The organism is Type-C symbiont of Plautia stali, from assembly GCF_059730935.1.
The window spans coordinates 1-15,169 of the sequence record NZ_AP035923.1 but is presented as its reverse complement, the minus strand read 5'-3'; the positions used below and the strand labels follow the sequence as shown (position 1 = coordinate 15,169).

At 54.7% G+C, this 15,169-nt stretch carries 14 protein-coding genes; all 14 read right to left on the bottom strand.

Annotated elements, in window-relative coordinates; translation table 11 throughout:
* Positions 1-47: 47 nt before the first annotated feature.
* The 14 genes from AC6I7J_RS00070 to mnmG all read right to left on the bottom strand — a co-directional run bounded on the left by AC6I7J_RS00070 (position 48) and on the right by mnmG (position 14,846).
* A complete protein-coding gene (locus tag AC6I7J_RS00070; protein ID WP_498006453.1) occupies positions 48-530 on the bottom strand; it encodes a fimbrial protein in 483 nt (160 codons plus the stop codon).
* A 233-nt stretch (positions 531-763) separates the two neighbouring features.
* Positions 764-2,593, bottom strand: a complete 1,830-nt coding sequence (gene glmS / locus AC6I7J_RS00065; protein WP_498006451.1) for a glutamine--fructose-6-phosphate transaminase (isomerizing) — start codon at positions 2,591-2,593, stop codon at positions 764-766.
* A gap of 180 nt (positions 2,594-2,773) precedes the next feature.
* Complete coding sequence (gene glmU, locus AC6I7J_RS00060) at positions 2,774-4,144, bottom strand: bifunctional UDP-N-acetylglucosamine diphosphorylase/glucosamine-1-phosphate N-acetyltransferase GlmU (RefSeq protein WP_104189482.1); 1,371 nt, start codon at positions 4,142-4,144, stop codon at positions 2,774-2,776.
* A gap of 429 nt (positions 4,145-4,573) precedes the next feature.
* Entirely contained in the window at positions 4,574-4,993 is a 420-nt protein-coding gene (locus AC6I7J_RS00055) for a F0F1 ATP synthase subunit epsilon (RefSeq protein ID WP_021508191.1), read from the bottom strand.
* Between the two features lie 24 nt (positions 4,994-5,017).
* Positions 5,018-6,415 carry a F0F1 ATP synthase subunit beta gene (gene atpD, locus AC6I7J_RS00050; RefSeq protein ID WP_498006448.1) on the bottom strand — a complete coding sequence of 466 codons (1,398 nt, stop codon included), beginning with the start codon at positions 6,413-6,415 and terminating at the stop codon, positions 5,018-5,020.
* A 63-nt stretch (positions 6,416-6,478) separates the two neighbouring features.
* A complete protein-coding gene (atpG, locus tag AC6I7J_RS00045; RefSeq protein WP_021508189.1) occupies positions 6,479-7,345 on the bottom strand; it encodes a F0F1 ATP synthase subunit gamma in 867 nt (288 codons plus the stop codon).
* 52 nt (positions 7,346-7,397) lie between these two features.
* The gene (gene atpA, locus AC6I7J_RS00040) at positions 7,398-8,939 is read right to left on the bottom strand and encodes a F0F1 ATP synthase subunit alpha (RefSeq protein WP_021508188.1); all 1,542 of its coding nucleotides are present in this window, start codon (positions 8,937-8,939) and stop codon (positions 7,398-7,400) included.
* Between the two features lie 14 nt (positions 8,940-8,953).
* Positions 8,954-9,487 (bottom strand): F0F1 ATP synthase subunit delta, encoded by a 534-nt coding sequence (gene atpH, locus AC6I7J_RS00035; protein ID WP_021508187.1) that lies wholly within the window; start codon positions 9,485-9,487, stop codon positions 8,954-8,956.
* 14 nt (positions 9,488-9,501) lie between these two features.
* Entirely contained in the window at positions 9,502-9,972 is a 471-nt protein-coding gene (atpF, locus tag AC6I7J_RS00030) for a F0F1 ATP synthase subunit B (RefSeq protein WP_021313757.1), read from the bottom strand.
* Positions 9,973-10,080: 108 nt separating this feature from the next.
* The gene (gene atpE / locus AC6I7J_RS00025; protein WP_003849523.1) at positions 10,081-10,320 is read right to left on the bottom strand and encodes a F0F1 ATP synthase subunit C; all 240 of its coding nucleotides are present in this window, start codon (positions 10,318-10,320) and stop codon (positions 10,081-10,083) included.
* A gap of 49 nt (positions 10,321-10,369) precedes the next feature.
* Positions 10,370-11,188 (bottom strand): F0F1 ATP synthase subunit A, encoded by an 819-nt coding sequence (gene atpB / locus AC6I7J_RS00020; RefSeq protein WP_031279833.1) that lies wholly within the window; start codon positions 11,186-11,188, stop codon positions 10,370-10,372.
* Between the two features lie 8 nt (positions 11,189-11,196).
* On the bottom strand, positions 11,197-11,577 hold the full coding sequence (gene atpI, locus AC6I7J_RS00015; protein WP_021508185.1) for a F0F1 ATP synthase subunit I: 381 nt from the start codon (positions 11,575-11,577) through the stop codon (positions 11,197-11,199).
* A gap of 713 nt (positions 11,578-12,290) precedes the next feature.
* Positions 12,291-12,908 (bottom strand): 16S rRNA (guanine(527)-N(7))-methyltransferase RsmG, encoded by a 618-nt coding sequence (rsmG, locus tag AC6I7J_RS00010; protein WP_058758219.1) that lies wholly within the window; start codon positions 12,906-12,908, stop codon positions 12,291-12,293.
* A 48-nt stretch (positions 12,909-12,956) separates the two neighbouring features.
* A complete protein-coding gene (gene mnmG / locus AC6I7J_RS00005; RefSeq protein WP_021508183.1) occupies positions 12,957-14,846 on the bottom strand; it encodes a tRNA uridine-5-carboxymethylaminomethyl(34) synthesis enzyme MnmG in 1,890 nt (629 codons plus the stop codon).
* Between the last annotated feature and the right edge of the window lie 323 nt (positions 14,847-15,169).

Sequence of the window (15,169 nt, the reverse complement as noted above, 5' to 3'; positions counted from 1 at the left end):
TTCAGCATAGCGGGCAGCAATAGTGCCATTAACCACGTACGTTTCATTTATTGCAGTTCCACTACCAGTGTTGCCGCTGAAGTAAAACTTCCACCCGTTAAACTACTGCTGTTATCTTTCACCGGGACGGCCGTAATAACCGGCAGCGCGGGATAAGTAAAGTTTACCCAGCTGGTATTAATATTTAACCTTTCAGCGTTAGACTTAAAAAACGCAATACCTAAACCGCTGACTGATGCGCGTAACGCACCGCTATCAAAGCTGGCTGCATTCCCCTGTAGCTGGAGTTTAAGCGCATTAGGGGGAAGATTAGTGCAGAAAAGCGTAAATGACACAGGTTGCTGATACGCTTTCCCATCTATTTTATCGGTGCGCACATCGCCGAAATTAACACTAATCGGCATACCATTATTTATTTTACAGTCGGCAGGTACCATCACGTTACCGGAAATATTCACACTGAATGACGATGCCAGTGCATCGGATAAAAGCATCAGACACAAAAAAGTAAATATGAAATAACGCGCCATAAATTCCTACATGCAGAGAACGAGTTTGGCTTGCTACATGCATCAGAAAGCTTATGACTGAAAGGTTAAATTAAAGTTAAACAAAAAAGAAGTGAAGGACAGCCAGCGAATTATGAAAGTTGATTTCACATATCAGGGAAAAATTAATTCACAACGTTCACAGAATTCACGATCAATTTAATCGGAACAACAATGAGTTAAAAAACCCGGCCTGTTTCCAGACCGGGCTACGCTTATTCCACCGTAACCGATTTCGCCAGGTTACGCGGCTGGTCGACGTCGGTGCCTTTGATCAGCGCCACGTGGTAGGAGAGCAACTGCAGCGGCACGGTGTAGAAGATTGGGGCAATCACCTCTTCAACGTGCGGCAGCGGGATGATTTTCATGCCTTCGCTGTCGCTGAAACCGGCATCCTGGTCGGCAAACACATACAGCAGACCGCCGCGCGCGCGCACCTCTTCGATGTTGGATTTCAGCTTTTCCAGCAGTTCGTTGTTCGGTGCCACCACAATCACCGGCATATCGGCATCAATCAGCGCCAGCGGACCGTGTTTCAGCTCGCCCGCCGCATAGGCTTCGGCGTGGATGTATGAGATCTCTTTCAGCTTCAGCGCCCCTTCCATGGCAATCGGATACTGATCGCCACGGCCGAGGAACAGCGCGTGATGCTTGTCAGAGAAGCCTTCGGCGAGATTCTCGATCACTTTATCCTGCGCCAGCATCTGTTCAATGCGGCTCGGCAACGCCTGCAGTGCATGAACAATCTCATGCTCGGTTTCAGCGCGCATGCCGTGCAGACGGCCCAGCTTCGCCACCAGCATCAGCAGTACCGTCAGCTGAGTGGTGAATGCTTTGGTCGAGGCCACGCCAATTTCGGTGCCGGCTTTAGTCATCAGCGCCAGGTCTGACTCACGCACCAGTGACGAACCGGCCACGTTGCAGATGGCCAGCGAACCGAGATAGCCCAGCTCTTTGGACAGGCGCAGCGCTGCCAGCGTATCGGCGGTTTCACCGGATTGCGACAGGGTGATCAGCAGGCTGTTTTTACGCACCGCCGATTTGCGATAGCGGAATTCGGAGGCGATCTCCACGTCACACGGGATGTTGGCCAGCGACTCAAACCAGTAACGCGACACCATGCCGGAGTTGTAAGAGGTGCCGCAGGCGATGATCTGGATATGTTCCACCTGGCTCAGCAGCGTTTCCGCGTTAGCGCCCAGTTCGCTGAGATCAACAATGCCGTCATGGAAGCGGCCGGCCAGCGTGTTTTTGATGGCATTCGGCTGTTCGTAAATCTCTTTCTGCATGTAATGGCGGTAGACGCCTTTGTCGCCGGCATCGTACTGCGCATTGGATTCGATCTCCGCGCGCTGTGCCTGGTTACCGTGGCGATCGATAATCGTCACTTCGCGGCGGGTAATTTCGGCAATATCCCCTTCTTCGAGGTAGATAAAGCGGCGGGTCACCGGCAGCAGCGCCAGCTGATCGGAAGCGATAAAGTTTTCGCCCACGCCGCGGCCAATCACCAGCGGGCTGCCGGAACGCGCAGCCACCAGCACCGACGGATCGCGGCTGTCCATGATCACCATGCCATATGCCCCGCGCAGTTGCGGGATCACCCGCAGTACCATTTCGCGCAGCGTACCGCCCTGTTTCTGCTCCCAGTGCACCAGGTGCGCCACCACTTCGGTATCGGTTTCGGAGGCAAAGCGATAACCGCGTGCGATCATCTGCTCACGCAGCGGTTCGTGGTTCTCAATGATGCCGTTGTGCACAATAATAATGTGCTCTGAGACGTGCGGGTGCGCATTGGCTTCCGACGGCTCACCGTGCGTCGCCCAGCGGGTGTGCGCGATGCCGGTTCCGCCAATCAGTGGCTGCTGCTCCGCCGCTTCCGCCAGATTGGCCACTTTACCCAGACGACGCAACCGCGTCATGTGGCCCTGGCGATCGACAACCGCCAGACCGGCAGAGTCATAACCGCGATACTCAAGACGACGCAGCCCTTCCAGCAGAATTTCTGCGATATCACGCTGCGCTACTGCACCAACAATTCCACACATAGTAATTTCCTGACGTCATGGCTTTCGGCCATTGCGTTGTCATCTGACCTGATTGTTCCCCGAGCCTTGTAGAGAGTGGGGGATAGCCCTTCATATTCCAGGTTGCAGGTGCGTTAGCTGCCTGAAAGCAGGTATATTTCGGGTTTTTAATACCGGGCCGATCTTTGCCGGCCCTGACATTTATTTTTTCTTAACCGGACGCTGCCAGCCAGACTTCTGATTTTGCTCTTTGCGGTTATAGACCAGATCGGCAGCGGTAACGTCTTTCATCACCGTCGTGCCGGCGGCGATGGTGGCGCCCGCTGCCACGCTGACCGGGGCCACCAGCTGGGTGTCCGAGCCGACAAACACGTTGTCGCCGATAATGGTTTTAAACTTATTGGCACCGTCGTAGTTGCAGGTAATGGTGCCGGCACCGATATTCACGCCCGCGCCAATCTCCGCATCCCCGAGATACGACAGATGGCCGGCCTTTGAGCCTTTGCCCAGCGTCGCTTTCTTCATCTCGACGAAGTTGCCGACGTGCGCCTGTTCGGCCAGTTCGCTGCCCGGACGCAGGCGCGCAAACGGCCCGACGGTGCAGGCGGCGGCCAGCGTGGCATCTTCAATCACCGAATAAGGGCTGATTTCGCAGTCATCGGCAATCACGCTGTTTTTGATGATGCAGCCAGCGCCAATTTTTACCCGATGGCCCAGCGTGACGTTGCCTTCAATGATCACGTTAGTATCAATATCGACATCACGACCGTGCTGCAGCGTACCGCGCAGATCGAAGCGCGCCGGATCGCGCAGCATGACGCCAGCCAACAGCAGCTTTTCTGCCTGCTCGCGTTGATAAGTGCGCTCCAGAGTGGAAAGCTGCAGACGATTGTTCACGCCGTCGGTTTCGCTGATACGCGTCGGGTGCACTGCGTTGATCACGCGGCCTTCCTGATGCGCCATGGCGATGATATCGGTGATGTAAAATTCGCCCTGCGCATTGTGATTGTTGAGCTGCGCCAGCCAGCGCTTCAGGTCGGCACCGTTGGCGATCAGGATGCCGGTGTTGATCTCCTGAATCTTCAGCTGTTCGGCTGACGCATCTTTTTGCTCCACAATGCCGGTGATGGTGCCATTTTCGCGCACGATGCGTCCGTAGCCTGTGGGATTATCCAGCACCACAGTGAGCAGCCCGATGCCGCCAGCGGGTTTGGCGTCGCGCAGACGCTGCAGGGTTTCCTGGGCGATCAGCGGGACATCGCCGTACAGCATCAGGATATCTTCGTCATCGGCGAAGAACGGTGCCGCCTGCTGCATGGCATGGCCGGTGCCGAGCTGTTCCGCCTGCAACACCCAGTTCAGCGGGTTATGCGCCAGTTTTTCCTGTAGCAATTCACCGCCGTGGCCGTAGACCAGATGCACCTGCTGTGCGCCGAGGCCGGTAGCGGCATCAATAACGTGTTGCACCATCGGTTTACCTGCCAGGCTGTGCAGCACCTTGGGCAGATCGGAATACATGCGGGTGCCTTTGCCAGCGGCGAGGATCACCACGCTCATTGCGCTTGTCGACATAACTATCCTGACTCAATTTAGCTTTCGAAAGTGTAAGGTTTACCCCTGAGATTACTACATTTTTCTCCGTGCGAAATTAGCGGAAGAGGATGAGTGGCGGTGAGTGGCCAGCACGGGTCGCCGGGGAGGGCATAAGGTAAGGGCGTTGCGCCATTTTCGGTCGCCATCAATGGCGCCCCTACGGGTAATTGTGCGGTTTTGGACAGCGTGTGCATTTATGCGTACCGACATTTGGTCGCCATGAATGGCGCCCCTACGGGGTAATTGTGCGGTTTTGGACAGCATGCGCATTTATGCGTACCGACATTTGGTCGCCATGAATGGCGCCCACTAGCATAGCTATTCGTAGGGTGCGCATTTATGCGCACCGGCAGCAGGCAAAAAAAATGCCAGCCCGGGGGCTGGCATTTCGTGACGCATAAAGCCTGATTACATCGCTTTTTTGGTCAGCTCGATGACGCGCAGTTTCGCGATAGCTTTCGCCAGCTCCGCAGAGGCCTGAGCATAGTCCACGTCGCCGTGGCTGCTGTTCATGTGCTCTTCTGCTTTACGTTTCGCTTCCAGCGCGCGCGCTTCGTCGAGGTCTTCACCGCGAATTGCAGTGTCGGCCAGAACGGTCGTGCTGCCCGGCTGTACTTCCAGCACGCCGCCAGAGAGGTAGATATACTCCTCTTCGCCGTGCTGTTTAACGATGCGAATCATACCAGGCTTGATGGCAGTCAGCAGCGGGGCGTGACCCGGGTAAATCCCCAGCTCACCTTCGCTACCTGACACCTGGATACGCTGCACCAGACCGGAGAACATTTGCTGCTCCGCGCTGACCACGTCCAGATGATAAGTCATAGCCATACCACTCCTCCTGGGAAACCGTTATTACAGTTTCTTCGCTTTTTCGACAGCTTCTTCGATCGCGCCGACCATGTAAAACGCCTGCTCTGGCAGGTGGTCGAATTCGCCTTCCATGATGCCTTTGAAGCCACGGATGGTGTCTTTCAGCGTCACGTATTTACCCGGAGAACCGGTGAAGACTTCTGCTACGAAGAACGGCTGAGACAGGAAGCGCTGAATCTTACGCGCACGTGCCACCAGCAGTTTGTCTTCTTCAGACAGCTCGTCCATGCCGAGGATGGCGATGATGTCTTTCAGCTCCTGGTAACGCTGCAGCAGCGACTGAACGCCACGCGCGACGTCGTAGTGCTCCTGACCGACGATCAGCGGATCCAGCTGACGGCTGGTAGAGTCCAGCGGGTCAACGGCCGGGTAGATACCCAGTGACGCGATCTGACGGCTCAGCGTAACGGTTGAGTCTAAGTGAGCAAAGGTGGTTGCTGGTGACGGGTCAGTCAGGTCATCCGCAGGAACGTAAACGGCCTGTACGGAGGTGATTGAACCGGTCTTGGTGGAGGTAATACGCTCCTGCAGCACACCCATCTCTTCAGCCAGCGTTGGCTGATAACCTACCGCCGATGGCATACGACCCAGCAGTGCAGAAACCTCTGTACCGGCCAGGGTGTAACGGTAGATGTTGTCGATGAACAGCAGAACGTCACGGCCTTCATCACGGAATTTTTCCGCCATGGTCAGACCGGTCAGTGCTACGCGCAGACGGTTACCCGGCGGCTCGTTCATCTGGCCATACACCAGCGCTACTTTATCGATAACGTTGGAGTCCGTCATTTCGTGGTAGAAGTCGTTACCCTCACGAGTACGCTCACCCACGCCGGCAAAGACCGAATAACCTGAGTGCTCAGCCGCGATGTTACGGATCAGCTCCATCATGTTTACGGTTTTACCTACACCCGCACCACCGAACAGACCGACTTTACCGCCCTTCGCGAACGGACACATCAGGTCGATAACCTTGATGCCGGTTTCCAGCAGTTCCTGCGAGTTTGACTGATCTTCATAAGAAGGCGCTGCGCGGTGAATAGAGGAAACCTCTACAGCGCTGCTGTCTTCTTCTTTCAGGTCGCCTTTCATGTCGATTGGCTCACCCAGCACGTTCATGATACGGCCGAGTGTTGCTTTACCAACCGGAACCTGGATAGGTTTTTTCAGGTCGGTGACTTCCAGACCGCGCTTCAGGCCGTCAGAAGAACCCATGGCGATGGTACGCACCACGCCACCGCCCAGCTGCTGCTGAACTTCCAGCACCAGACGAGCATCACCATTTTTTACCTCGAGAGCGCTGTATACCTGCGGTACCGCGTCCTGAGGGAATTCGACGTCAACTACGGCGCCGATAATCTGGACAATCTTTCCAGCTGCCATCTTGAATCCTCTACCTAATACGAGAATATCCGGCCGCGCTCGCACGACGGGATATATGCCTGGTTAAACCGCGGAGGCTCCCGAGACGATCTCGGTAAGTTCCTGAGTGATGCTGGCCTGACGAGCTTTGTTGTACACCAACTGCAGCTCTTTGATCAGGTTTCCGCCGTTATCGGTTGCCGCTTTCATGGCCACCATACGTGCAGCCTGCTCACTGGCCAGGTTTTCCACCACACCCTGATAAACCTGCGATTCGACATAACGACGCAGCAGGGTATCCAGCAGCGCTTTCGGATCGGGTTCGTACAGGTAATCCCAGGTCTTCGCCTTCATCTCTTCTTCACCTTCCGCTGGCGGTAACGGCAGCAGTTGGGTAATGGTCGGAGTCTGAGACATGGTGTTATTAAACTTATTGCTGACGATATACAGCTTGTCGATGCGGCCTTCATCATAAGCCTGCAACATCACTTTTACCGGGCCGATCAGGTCGGACAGCGCAGGCTTATCGCCCATGCCGGTAACCTGAGCCACGACGTTGCCACCTACAGAACCGAAGAAAGAAACGCCTTTGGAACCGATAATCGCCAGATCGCTCTGCACGCCTTTATCAGACCAGCCTTTCATTTCTGCCAGCAATTTTTTGAACAGGTTAACGTTCAAACCACCACAAAGCCCGCGGTCAGTCGAAACGACCAGGTAGCCGACGCGCTTAACGTCGCGCTCATCCAGGTAAGGGTGCTTGTATTCCAGATTACCCAGAGCAAGGTGACCAATCACTTTGCGCATGGTATCTGCATACGGACGGCTGGCCGCCATGCGTTCCTGCGTTTTACGCATTTTGGAGGCGGCGACCATTTCCATCGCTTTGGTGATCTTCTGCGTGTTTTTCACGCTTCCGATCTTGGTACGTATTTCTTTTGCGCCGGCCATTAGCTTCTCCTCAAAGCCTTGCGGCCTGCCTTTTCAGACAAGCCGCCAGACATTACCAGGACTGGGTTGCTTTAAACGTTTCGAGGAGGCCTTTCAGCTTCTCTTCGATTTCGTTGTTGTAGTTACCCGCCTGGTTGATTTCAGCCATCAGCTCCGCGTGTTCGCGATCGGCGAACGCCAGCAGAGCGGCTTCGAAGCTGCCGATTTTCGCCAGTTCAACGTCGTTCAGGAAGCCGCGCTCGGCAGCGAACAGTACCAGACCCTGTTGTGCAACAGACATCGGTGCATACTGTTTCTGCTTCAGCAGCTCGGTCACTTTCTGACCGTGGCTCAGCTGTTTGCGCGTTGCATCGTCCAGATCGGAAGCGAACTGAGAGAACGCTGCCAGTTCACGATACTGTGCCAGCGCGGTACGGATACCACCGGACAGTTTCTTGATGATCTTGGTCTGTGCAGCACCACCAACACGGGATACCGAAATACCCGGGTTAACGGCTGGACGGATACCGGAGTTGAACAGGTTCGATTCCAGGAAGATCTGACCATCGGTAATCGAGATTACGTTGGTCGGAACGAACGCAGAAACGTCACCCGCCTGGGTTTCGATGATCGGCAGCGCGGTCAGAGAACCGGTCTGGCCTTTCACTTCACCGTTGGTGAAACGCTCAACGTAGTCAGCGCTAACGCGTGATGCACGCTCCAGCAGACGAGAGTGGAGGTAGAACACGTCGCCCGGGAATGCTTCACGACCCGGCGGACGGCGCAGCAGCAGAGAAATCTGACGGTAAGCAACAGCCTGCTTAGACAGGTCATCATAAACGATCAGCGCATCTTCACCGCGGTCACGGAAGTATTCACCCATTGCGCAACCGGCATACGGAGCCAGGTACTGCAGCGCAGCGGATTCAGAAGCGGAAGCGACAACCACGATGGTGTTAGACAGCGCACCGTGCTCTTCCAGCTTACGTACCACGTTAGAGATGGTAGAGGCTTTCTGACCGATCGCGACGTAGACACACTTGATGCCAGAATCGCGCTGGTTGATGATGGCGTCGATGGCCATCGCAGTTTTACCGGTCTGACGGTCACCGATGATCAGCTCACGCTGGCCACGGCCGATTGGAATCATCGCATCGACAGATTTGTAACCGGTCTGAACAGGCTGGTCGACTGACTGACGGTCGATAACGCCTGGTGCAATCACTTCAACTGGTGAGAAGCCATCGTTGTCGATAGCGCCTTTACCGTCGATCGGTGCACCCAGGGTGTTAACCACGCGGCCCAGCAGGCCACGGCCAACCGGCACTTCCAGGATACGGCCAGTACACTTCACCTTCATGCCTTCGGCGAGGTCAGCGTACGGACCCATCACTACTGCACCTACAGAGTCACGCTCGAGGTTCAGTGCGATAGCGTAACGGTTGCCCGGCAGAGCAATCATCTCACCCTGCATTACATCGGCCAGGCCGTGTACGCGGATGATACCGTCACTTACAGAAACAATAGTACCTTCGTTGTGAGCTTCGCTCACGACATTGAACTGAGCAATGCGCTGCTTGATCAGTTCGCTGATTTCGGTGGAATTCAGTTGCATATGCTCCAGTCCCCTTAAGACTGCAAGACGTCTGCCAGACGGTCAAGACGGCCGCGCACGCTGCCATCAATCACCAGGTCACCCGCACGGATAACCACACCTGCCATTACAGACTTATCAATTTTGCAATTCAGCTTAACTTTGCGTGACAGACGTTTTTCCATCGCGGCGCTGATTTTACTCAGCTGGCTGTCACTCAGCGCACTGGCGGAGATCACATCAACTTCGGCTGTCGCTTCATAAGCGTCACGCAGTTGAATGAACTGTTCCAGTACCGCTGGAAGCGCTGTCAAACGTCCGTTCTCCGCCATAACCTTAATCAGGTTCTGAGCGTGTTCATCAAGTTGATCACCACAGACTGCGTTGAAAGAAGCAGACAAGGCTTCCGGTGCTAATGCACCGGAAAGGAGTTCTGCCATCTGTTCGTTGCGAGCCACTTCTGCGGCAAACGCCAGCATGGTCTGCCAGCGGTCGATACTTTGATGCTCAACAGCAAAGTCAAAAGCTGCTTTGGCGTAGGGGCGAGCTACAGTAATCAGATCAGACATCAGCCCCTCCCTCCTTACAGTTCAGCGACCAGTTTATCAACGATGTCGCTGTTAGCAGCTTCATCCACGGAACGTTCGATGATCTTCTCGGCGCCAGCTAAGGCCAGCAGCGCGACTTGCTTACGCAGCTCTTCACGTGCACGTGAGCGCTCGGCTTCGATTTCTGCCTGCGCCTGAGACACGATGCGGTTACGTTCAGTCTCAGCTTCAGTTTTGGCTTCGTCCAGAATCTGGGCACGGCGTTTGTTCGCCTGCTCGATAATGACCTGAGCTTCTTCTTTGGCTTTTTTCAGCTGGTCGGTCGCATTGGCCTGCGCGAGATCCAAATCTTTCTTCGCGCGTTCAGCAGAAGCAAGGCCTTCAGCAATTTCTTTCTGGCGCTTTTCGATGGCAGCCATAATCGGCGGCCATACGTACTTCATGCAGAACGCGACAAACAGGATGAACGCGATGGCCTGGCCGAGGATTGTTGCATTAATGTTCACAGCACAATGCCTCTTATTAAGTTAACTTGCTCTGCCGCTATCAGCGATAAACGGCAGAATCCGTTCCTCATCACACTGCGTGCCATGAGTGAACCACGGCTACAGGCTTTAGGCGACAGCAAACATCACGTAGAGACCCAGACCAACAGCGATCATTGGGATTGCATCCACCAGACCCATTACAACAAAGAACTGCGTACGCAGCAGAGGAATCAGATCCGGCTGACGCGCTGCGCCTTCCAGGAATTTACCTCCGAGGATGCCGATACCGATCGCAGCACCGATTGCCGCCAGACCCATCATCACAGCGGCAGCCATGTACAGCAGATCCATATTCAGGTTTTCCATGACAGTCTCCAGTTTGTTTCAGTTAAAAGCTAAGTTGTTGAGATAAAAATCAATGCTCTTCAGATGCCATCGACAGATAGACAATCGTGAGGACCATGAAAATGAAAGCCTGCAGCGAAATAATCAGGATGTGGAAAATGGCCCATGGCACATTCAGCACCCACTGCGACCACCACGGCAGCAGACCGGCAATCAGGATAAAGATCAGCTCACCCGCATACATGTTGCCGAACAGTCGCAGACCGAGCGAAACCGGTTTAGACAGCAGGCTAACACCTTCAAGAATCAGGTTGATGGGGATGAAGATCGGGTGATTAAAAGGCTGCAGCGTCAGCTCTTTGGCGAAGCCACCTACACCTTTCATTTTGATGCTGTAGAACAGAATCAAAATAAATACGCCCAGCGCCATAGACAGCGTGATGTTCACGTCTGCAGACGGCACGACGCGCAGCGCCGGCAGGCCCAGATAGTGCTCGCCGATAAACGGCAGCAAATCGATAGGCAGCAGATCCATGAAGTTCATCAGGAAGACCCAGACGAAAATCGTCAGAGCCAGCGGGGCGATAACTTTACTCTTACCGTGGTACATGTCGCGGACGTTGCTATCAACAAAGCCAACGACCAGCTCGATAGCCGCCTGCATTTTCCCTGGCACACCGCTGGTGGCGCTTTTCGCCACTTTACGGAACAGCACCAGGAACACCAGTCCCAGTACAACAGAGAAAAACATGGAGTCCAGGTTTAACGTCCAGAACGTTGCTGGCGCGTCGTGTGCATTCACCAGCTCGAAAGTACGCAGGTCCATCTGAAGATGTGTCAGATGATGACCTATGTATTCCTGCGGCGTTGAGATCTCTCCTGCGGCCATGATGCCTCTTACCCTTTGTTGTTAATTACAGCCGGCGCGACGATTTGTACCACCAGCACCGATAACCAGGTGATTGCGAGTGGCCAGAAGACCGCTCCAAATCCACCTAACGCCACAACGAGAAAAACAACGGTGGCAAACACCTTGAGCACTTCACCAAAGGCGAAGCTCCAGGCGACACGCCCTTTTGCCGGAGTTTGATCCTGCAGGCGCCAGGCTAAAAACATAAACAGTACGTTTGGCAGCCAGGCTGCCGCACCACCCGCGATGGCAGAGGCGCCCCAGGTGACATCTTTCAGGGCAAACAGCGCACCGATTACGACAAAGGTCACCAGCTGGATCACCAGCACGGTTCGGGCTAATTTCACACTGTAAAGAGACACTGACATGACGCTTAACTCTCCTGCCCCGAACGGGGTATGTCGCGTGTCGTATAAGACTGCCTTTACTCTTTTGAGTCAAGCAGCAAAAGCCGTGCAAATTATACGGGCCGCACCTGCGATTTCAATCGGTAAGTAGCGAAAAGGTGAACAATTATTTAAATTTCTTTCTGGAGGGCTATTTTTCAAAACATCCGCTTCGGCCTGCCTGACGAAACAGGCTTGAAATTGCCCGGCAGACTTGCTTTTAAAGCGTGCTTCAGATCACATTATAAGCACCCCCGGCAGCGATAATTTGCTTTTTAACCCCTGCCGCGCAATTAATGAAACCCGTAATTTACTTTTCTATCAGTAAGATAGAATTATTGCTCCAGGATTAGCGCCAGATTTTCGATAAAAACACTCTATTGACATCACCCACAGCAATAAAAACGTAAAACTGATATTACGTCCGCCGATTTATTGCAGAGTTATATTTTCCGCCGTGACTATTCGTCACAGTAAATACAGCGGTTAAAGTGATGTAACTGATAATGAAATGTGAATTATTCGTTAAATGTAACAGAGGTTTTCGGATAATTTCCGCGGCGGATGTTAACCCGCTTCCCCTGCCCTGTTGAATAAAAGCGTTTATCGTGACGCGTTCAACCGCTGTTTTTTTAGCCGGCTGCTGCGCTAAGCCAAACGGCATGAATCACGATAAATCCACACCGTTTGCGCGACTATTGCCGCCTGATCACCACCAGATGACGCTCACCTTCCAGTTCCGGCACCCGCAGTGGCTCAATTTTTTCGATGGCGAAGCCGGCAGGCAGCGCGGCAATTTCGTCATCCGGCCTGACGCCTTTCAGCGCATAGAAGTGGCCTGTTGCTCCCGGCAGATGGTGGCACCAGTTCAGCATGTCTTCCAGCGATGCAAAGGCGCGGCTGATTACTCCGTCAAACGGCGGCTCAGCCGGAAACTCTTCCACCCGGCTCTGAACCGGCGTGACGTTAGTGAGTCCTAACTCATGTTGCACCTGACGCAGGAAACGCACGCGTTTCCCGAGGCTATCCAGCAGCGTAAAGTGCGCCTGCGGGCGGACAATCGCCAGCGGGATCCCCGGCAGGCCCGGTCCGGTACCGACATCAATAAAGCGCTCACCCTGCAGGTGGGGTTCTACCACGATGCTGTCGAGAATGTGGCGCACCAGCATCTGCTGCGGATCGCGCACCGAAGTCAGGTTGTAGGCTTTATTCCACTTGTGCAGCAGTTCGACATAACCCACCAGCTGCTGTTTTTGCTGATCGGAGAGGGAAATGTTTGCCGCTTGCAGCAGCCGGGAGAGTTTATTAATCACGACGAGAATTCCATTAACAGGGGCGAGCATGCCCGCCCCGGGGGTCGATCAGGCGCTTTTACGCAGCAGGCCCTGTTTTTTCAGGTAAATCAGCAGAATTGAAATCGCCGCCGGCGTGATGCCGGAAATACGCGATGCCTGGCCAATGGAGGTCGGTTTGTGGTCGTTGAGTTTGGCGATCACTTCATTCGACAGTCCATTCACCTGGCGATAGTCGAGGTCGGCCGGGAGTAAGGTGTTTTCATTGCGCTGCTGGCGATCGATCTCCTCCTGCTGACGCGCGATGTAACCTTCATACTTCACCTGAATCTCTACCTGCTCTGCGGCCTGCTCATCCGCCAGCGCCGGACCGTAGCTCGGCAGCGACATCAGCAGTTCGTAGGTCATCTCCGGACGACGCAGCAGATCTTCCGCGCTGGCCTCTTTGGTGAGCGGCGCGCTGATTACCGTGTTCACTTCGCTGACGTTTTCAGACTTCGGATGCACCCACAGGTCACGCAGACGCTGACGCTCCTGCTCAATCGCTTCCAGCTTCTGGTTATAGCGAGCCCAGCGCGCGTCGTCGACCAGGCCGAGTTCACGTCCGGTTTCGGTCAGGCGCAAATCGGCGTTGTCTTCACGCAGCATCAGACGATACTCGGCGCGCGAGGTAAACATGCGATACGGCTCTTTGGTGCCCAGCGTACACAGATCGTCGACCAGCACGCCAAGATAGGCCTGATCGCGACGCGGCGCCCAGCCCTCTTTGTCCGCAGACTGACGCGCAGCGTTAAGGCCGGCCAGCAGTCCCTGCGCTGCCGCTTCTTCATAACCGGTGGTGCCGTTGATCTGGCCGGCGAAGAACAGGCCGTGGATAAATTTACTCTCCAGCGTCGGCTTGAGATCGCGCGGATCGAAGAAGTCATACTCGATGGCGTAGCCCGGACGCACGATCTTCGCGTTCTCCAGACCTTTCATCGAGCGCACGATCTGCATCTGCACATCAAACGGCAGGCTGGTGGAGATGCCGTTCGGGTAGATTTCGTTGCTGGTCAGCCCTTCCGGCTCAAGGAAAATCTGATGCGCGTTACGATCGGCAAAGCGCATCACTTTGTCTTCGATCGACGGGCAGTAGCGTGGCCCGATCCCCTCGATGATCCCGGCATACATCGGGCTGCGATCGAGGTTATTGCGGATCACTTCATGTGTCTGCTCGTTGGTGTGGGTGATCCAGCATGGCACCTGCTGCGGATGCTGTCCGGCATGGCCCATAAACGAGAACACCGGCATCGGGTCATCCCCGTGCTGCGGCGTGAGCACCGAAAAGTCGATGGTGCGGGCATCGATACGCGGTGGCGTACCGGTTTTCAGACGGTTTACGCGCAGCGGCAGCGCACGCAGACGTTTAGCCAGCGGAATTGACGGAGGATCGCCTGCACGACCACCGCTGTAGTTATCGAGGCCGATGTGGATTTTGCCGTCCAGGAAGGTGCCGACCGTCAGAACGACGGTTTTCGCCCGGAACTTCAGGCCCATCTGGGTCACGGCGCCGACAACGCGATCGTTCTCCACAATCAGATCGTCAACCGCCTGCTGGAAGATCATCAGGTTCGGCTGGTTTTCCAGCGCAGTGCGTACCGCCTGGCGATACAGTACCCGGTCTGCCTGTGCACGCGTGGCGCGCACCGCCGGGCCTTTGCTGGCGTTTAGTATCCTAAACTGGATACCGGCCTGATCGATCGCGCTGGCCATCAAACCGCCTAAGGCATCCACTTCCTTAACCAGGTGTCCTTTCCCGATGCCACCGATCGCCGGGTTACAGGACATTTGTCCCAGCGTATCAATATTATGGGTGAGTAACAGGGTTTGCTGACCCATTCGGGCAGCGGCCATCGCGGCTTCTGTGCCCGCATGACCACCACCGATTACGATGACGTCAAAAGGATCTGGATAAAACATGAAGTGGGTCCTCGTTAGTGTTCGGACAGGGATCGTTGCCCTGGGCGGTGGATTCTACTGAAATTCTGTTCAGGGCGAAAGTCGCGGGATCCTGCGGTTTAAAAGAAAGGATCTTAAGTCTTTTATATGATCCTCTGTTAGATCTCTTATTAGGATCGCCCCTGGCTGTTGATAACCCGGAAAAGCGTTGTGGCAACAGGGGATTAGCGAGGATCGTTTACTGTGAATGATCGGTGATCCTGATCCGTATAAGCTGAGATCAACTTTGCTACTTATGCACAGCGTAAAAAAGCATCAGCGGTTGTTCTTTGGATAACTACTGG

Bases quoted from the DNA above. Each gene is read 5' to 3' on its own strand.
- atpD (WP_498006448.1), bottom strand. From the start codon at position 6,415: ATGGCAGCTGGAAAGATTGTCCAGATTATCGGCGCCGTAGTTGACGTC.
- atpH (WP_021508187.1), bottom strand. From the start codon at position 9,487: ATGTCTGATCTGATTACTGTAGCTCGCCCCTACGCCAAAGCAGCTTTT.
- atpB (WP_031279833.1), bottom strand. From the start codon at position 11,188: ATGGCCGCAGGAGAGATCTCAACGCCGCAGGAATACATAGGTCATCAT.
- atpA (WP_021508188.1), bottom strand. From the start codon at position 8,939: ATGCAACTGAATTCCACCGAAATCAGCGAACTGATCAAGCAGCGCATT.
- atpI (WP_021508185.1), bottom strand. From the start codon at position 11,577: ATGTCAGTGTCTCTTTACAGTGTGAAATTAGCCCGAACCGTGCTGGTG.
- glmU (WP_104189482.1), bottom strand. From the start codon at position 4,144: ATGTCGACAAGCGCAATGAGCGTGGTGATCCTCGCCGCTGGCAAAGGC.
- AC6I7J_RS00055 (WP_021508191.1), bottom strand. From the start codon at position 4,993: ATGGCTATGACTTATCATCTGGACGTGGTCAGCGCGGAGCAGCAAATG.
- mnmG (WP_021508183.1), bottom strand. From the start codon at position 14,846: ATGTTTTATCCAGATCCTTTTGACGTCATCGTAATCGGTGGTGGTCAT.
- AC6I7J_RS00070 (WP_498006453.1), bottom strand. From the start codon at position 530: ATGGCGCGTTATTTCATATTTACTTTTTTGTGTCTGATGCTTTTATCC.
- atpG (WP_021508189.1), bottom strand. From the start codon at position 7,345: ATGGCCGGCGCAAAAGAAATACGTACCAAGATCGGAAGCGTGAAAAAC.
- glmS (WP_498006451.1), bottom strand. From the start codon at position 2,593: ATGTGTGGAATTGTTGGTGCAGTAGCGCAGCGTGATATCGCAGAAATT.
- atpE (WP_003849523.1), bottom strand. From the start codon at position 10,320: ATGGAAAACCTGAATATGGATCTGCTGTACATGGCTGCCGCTGTGATG.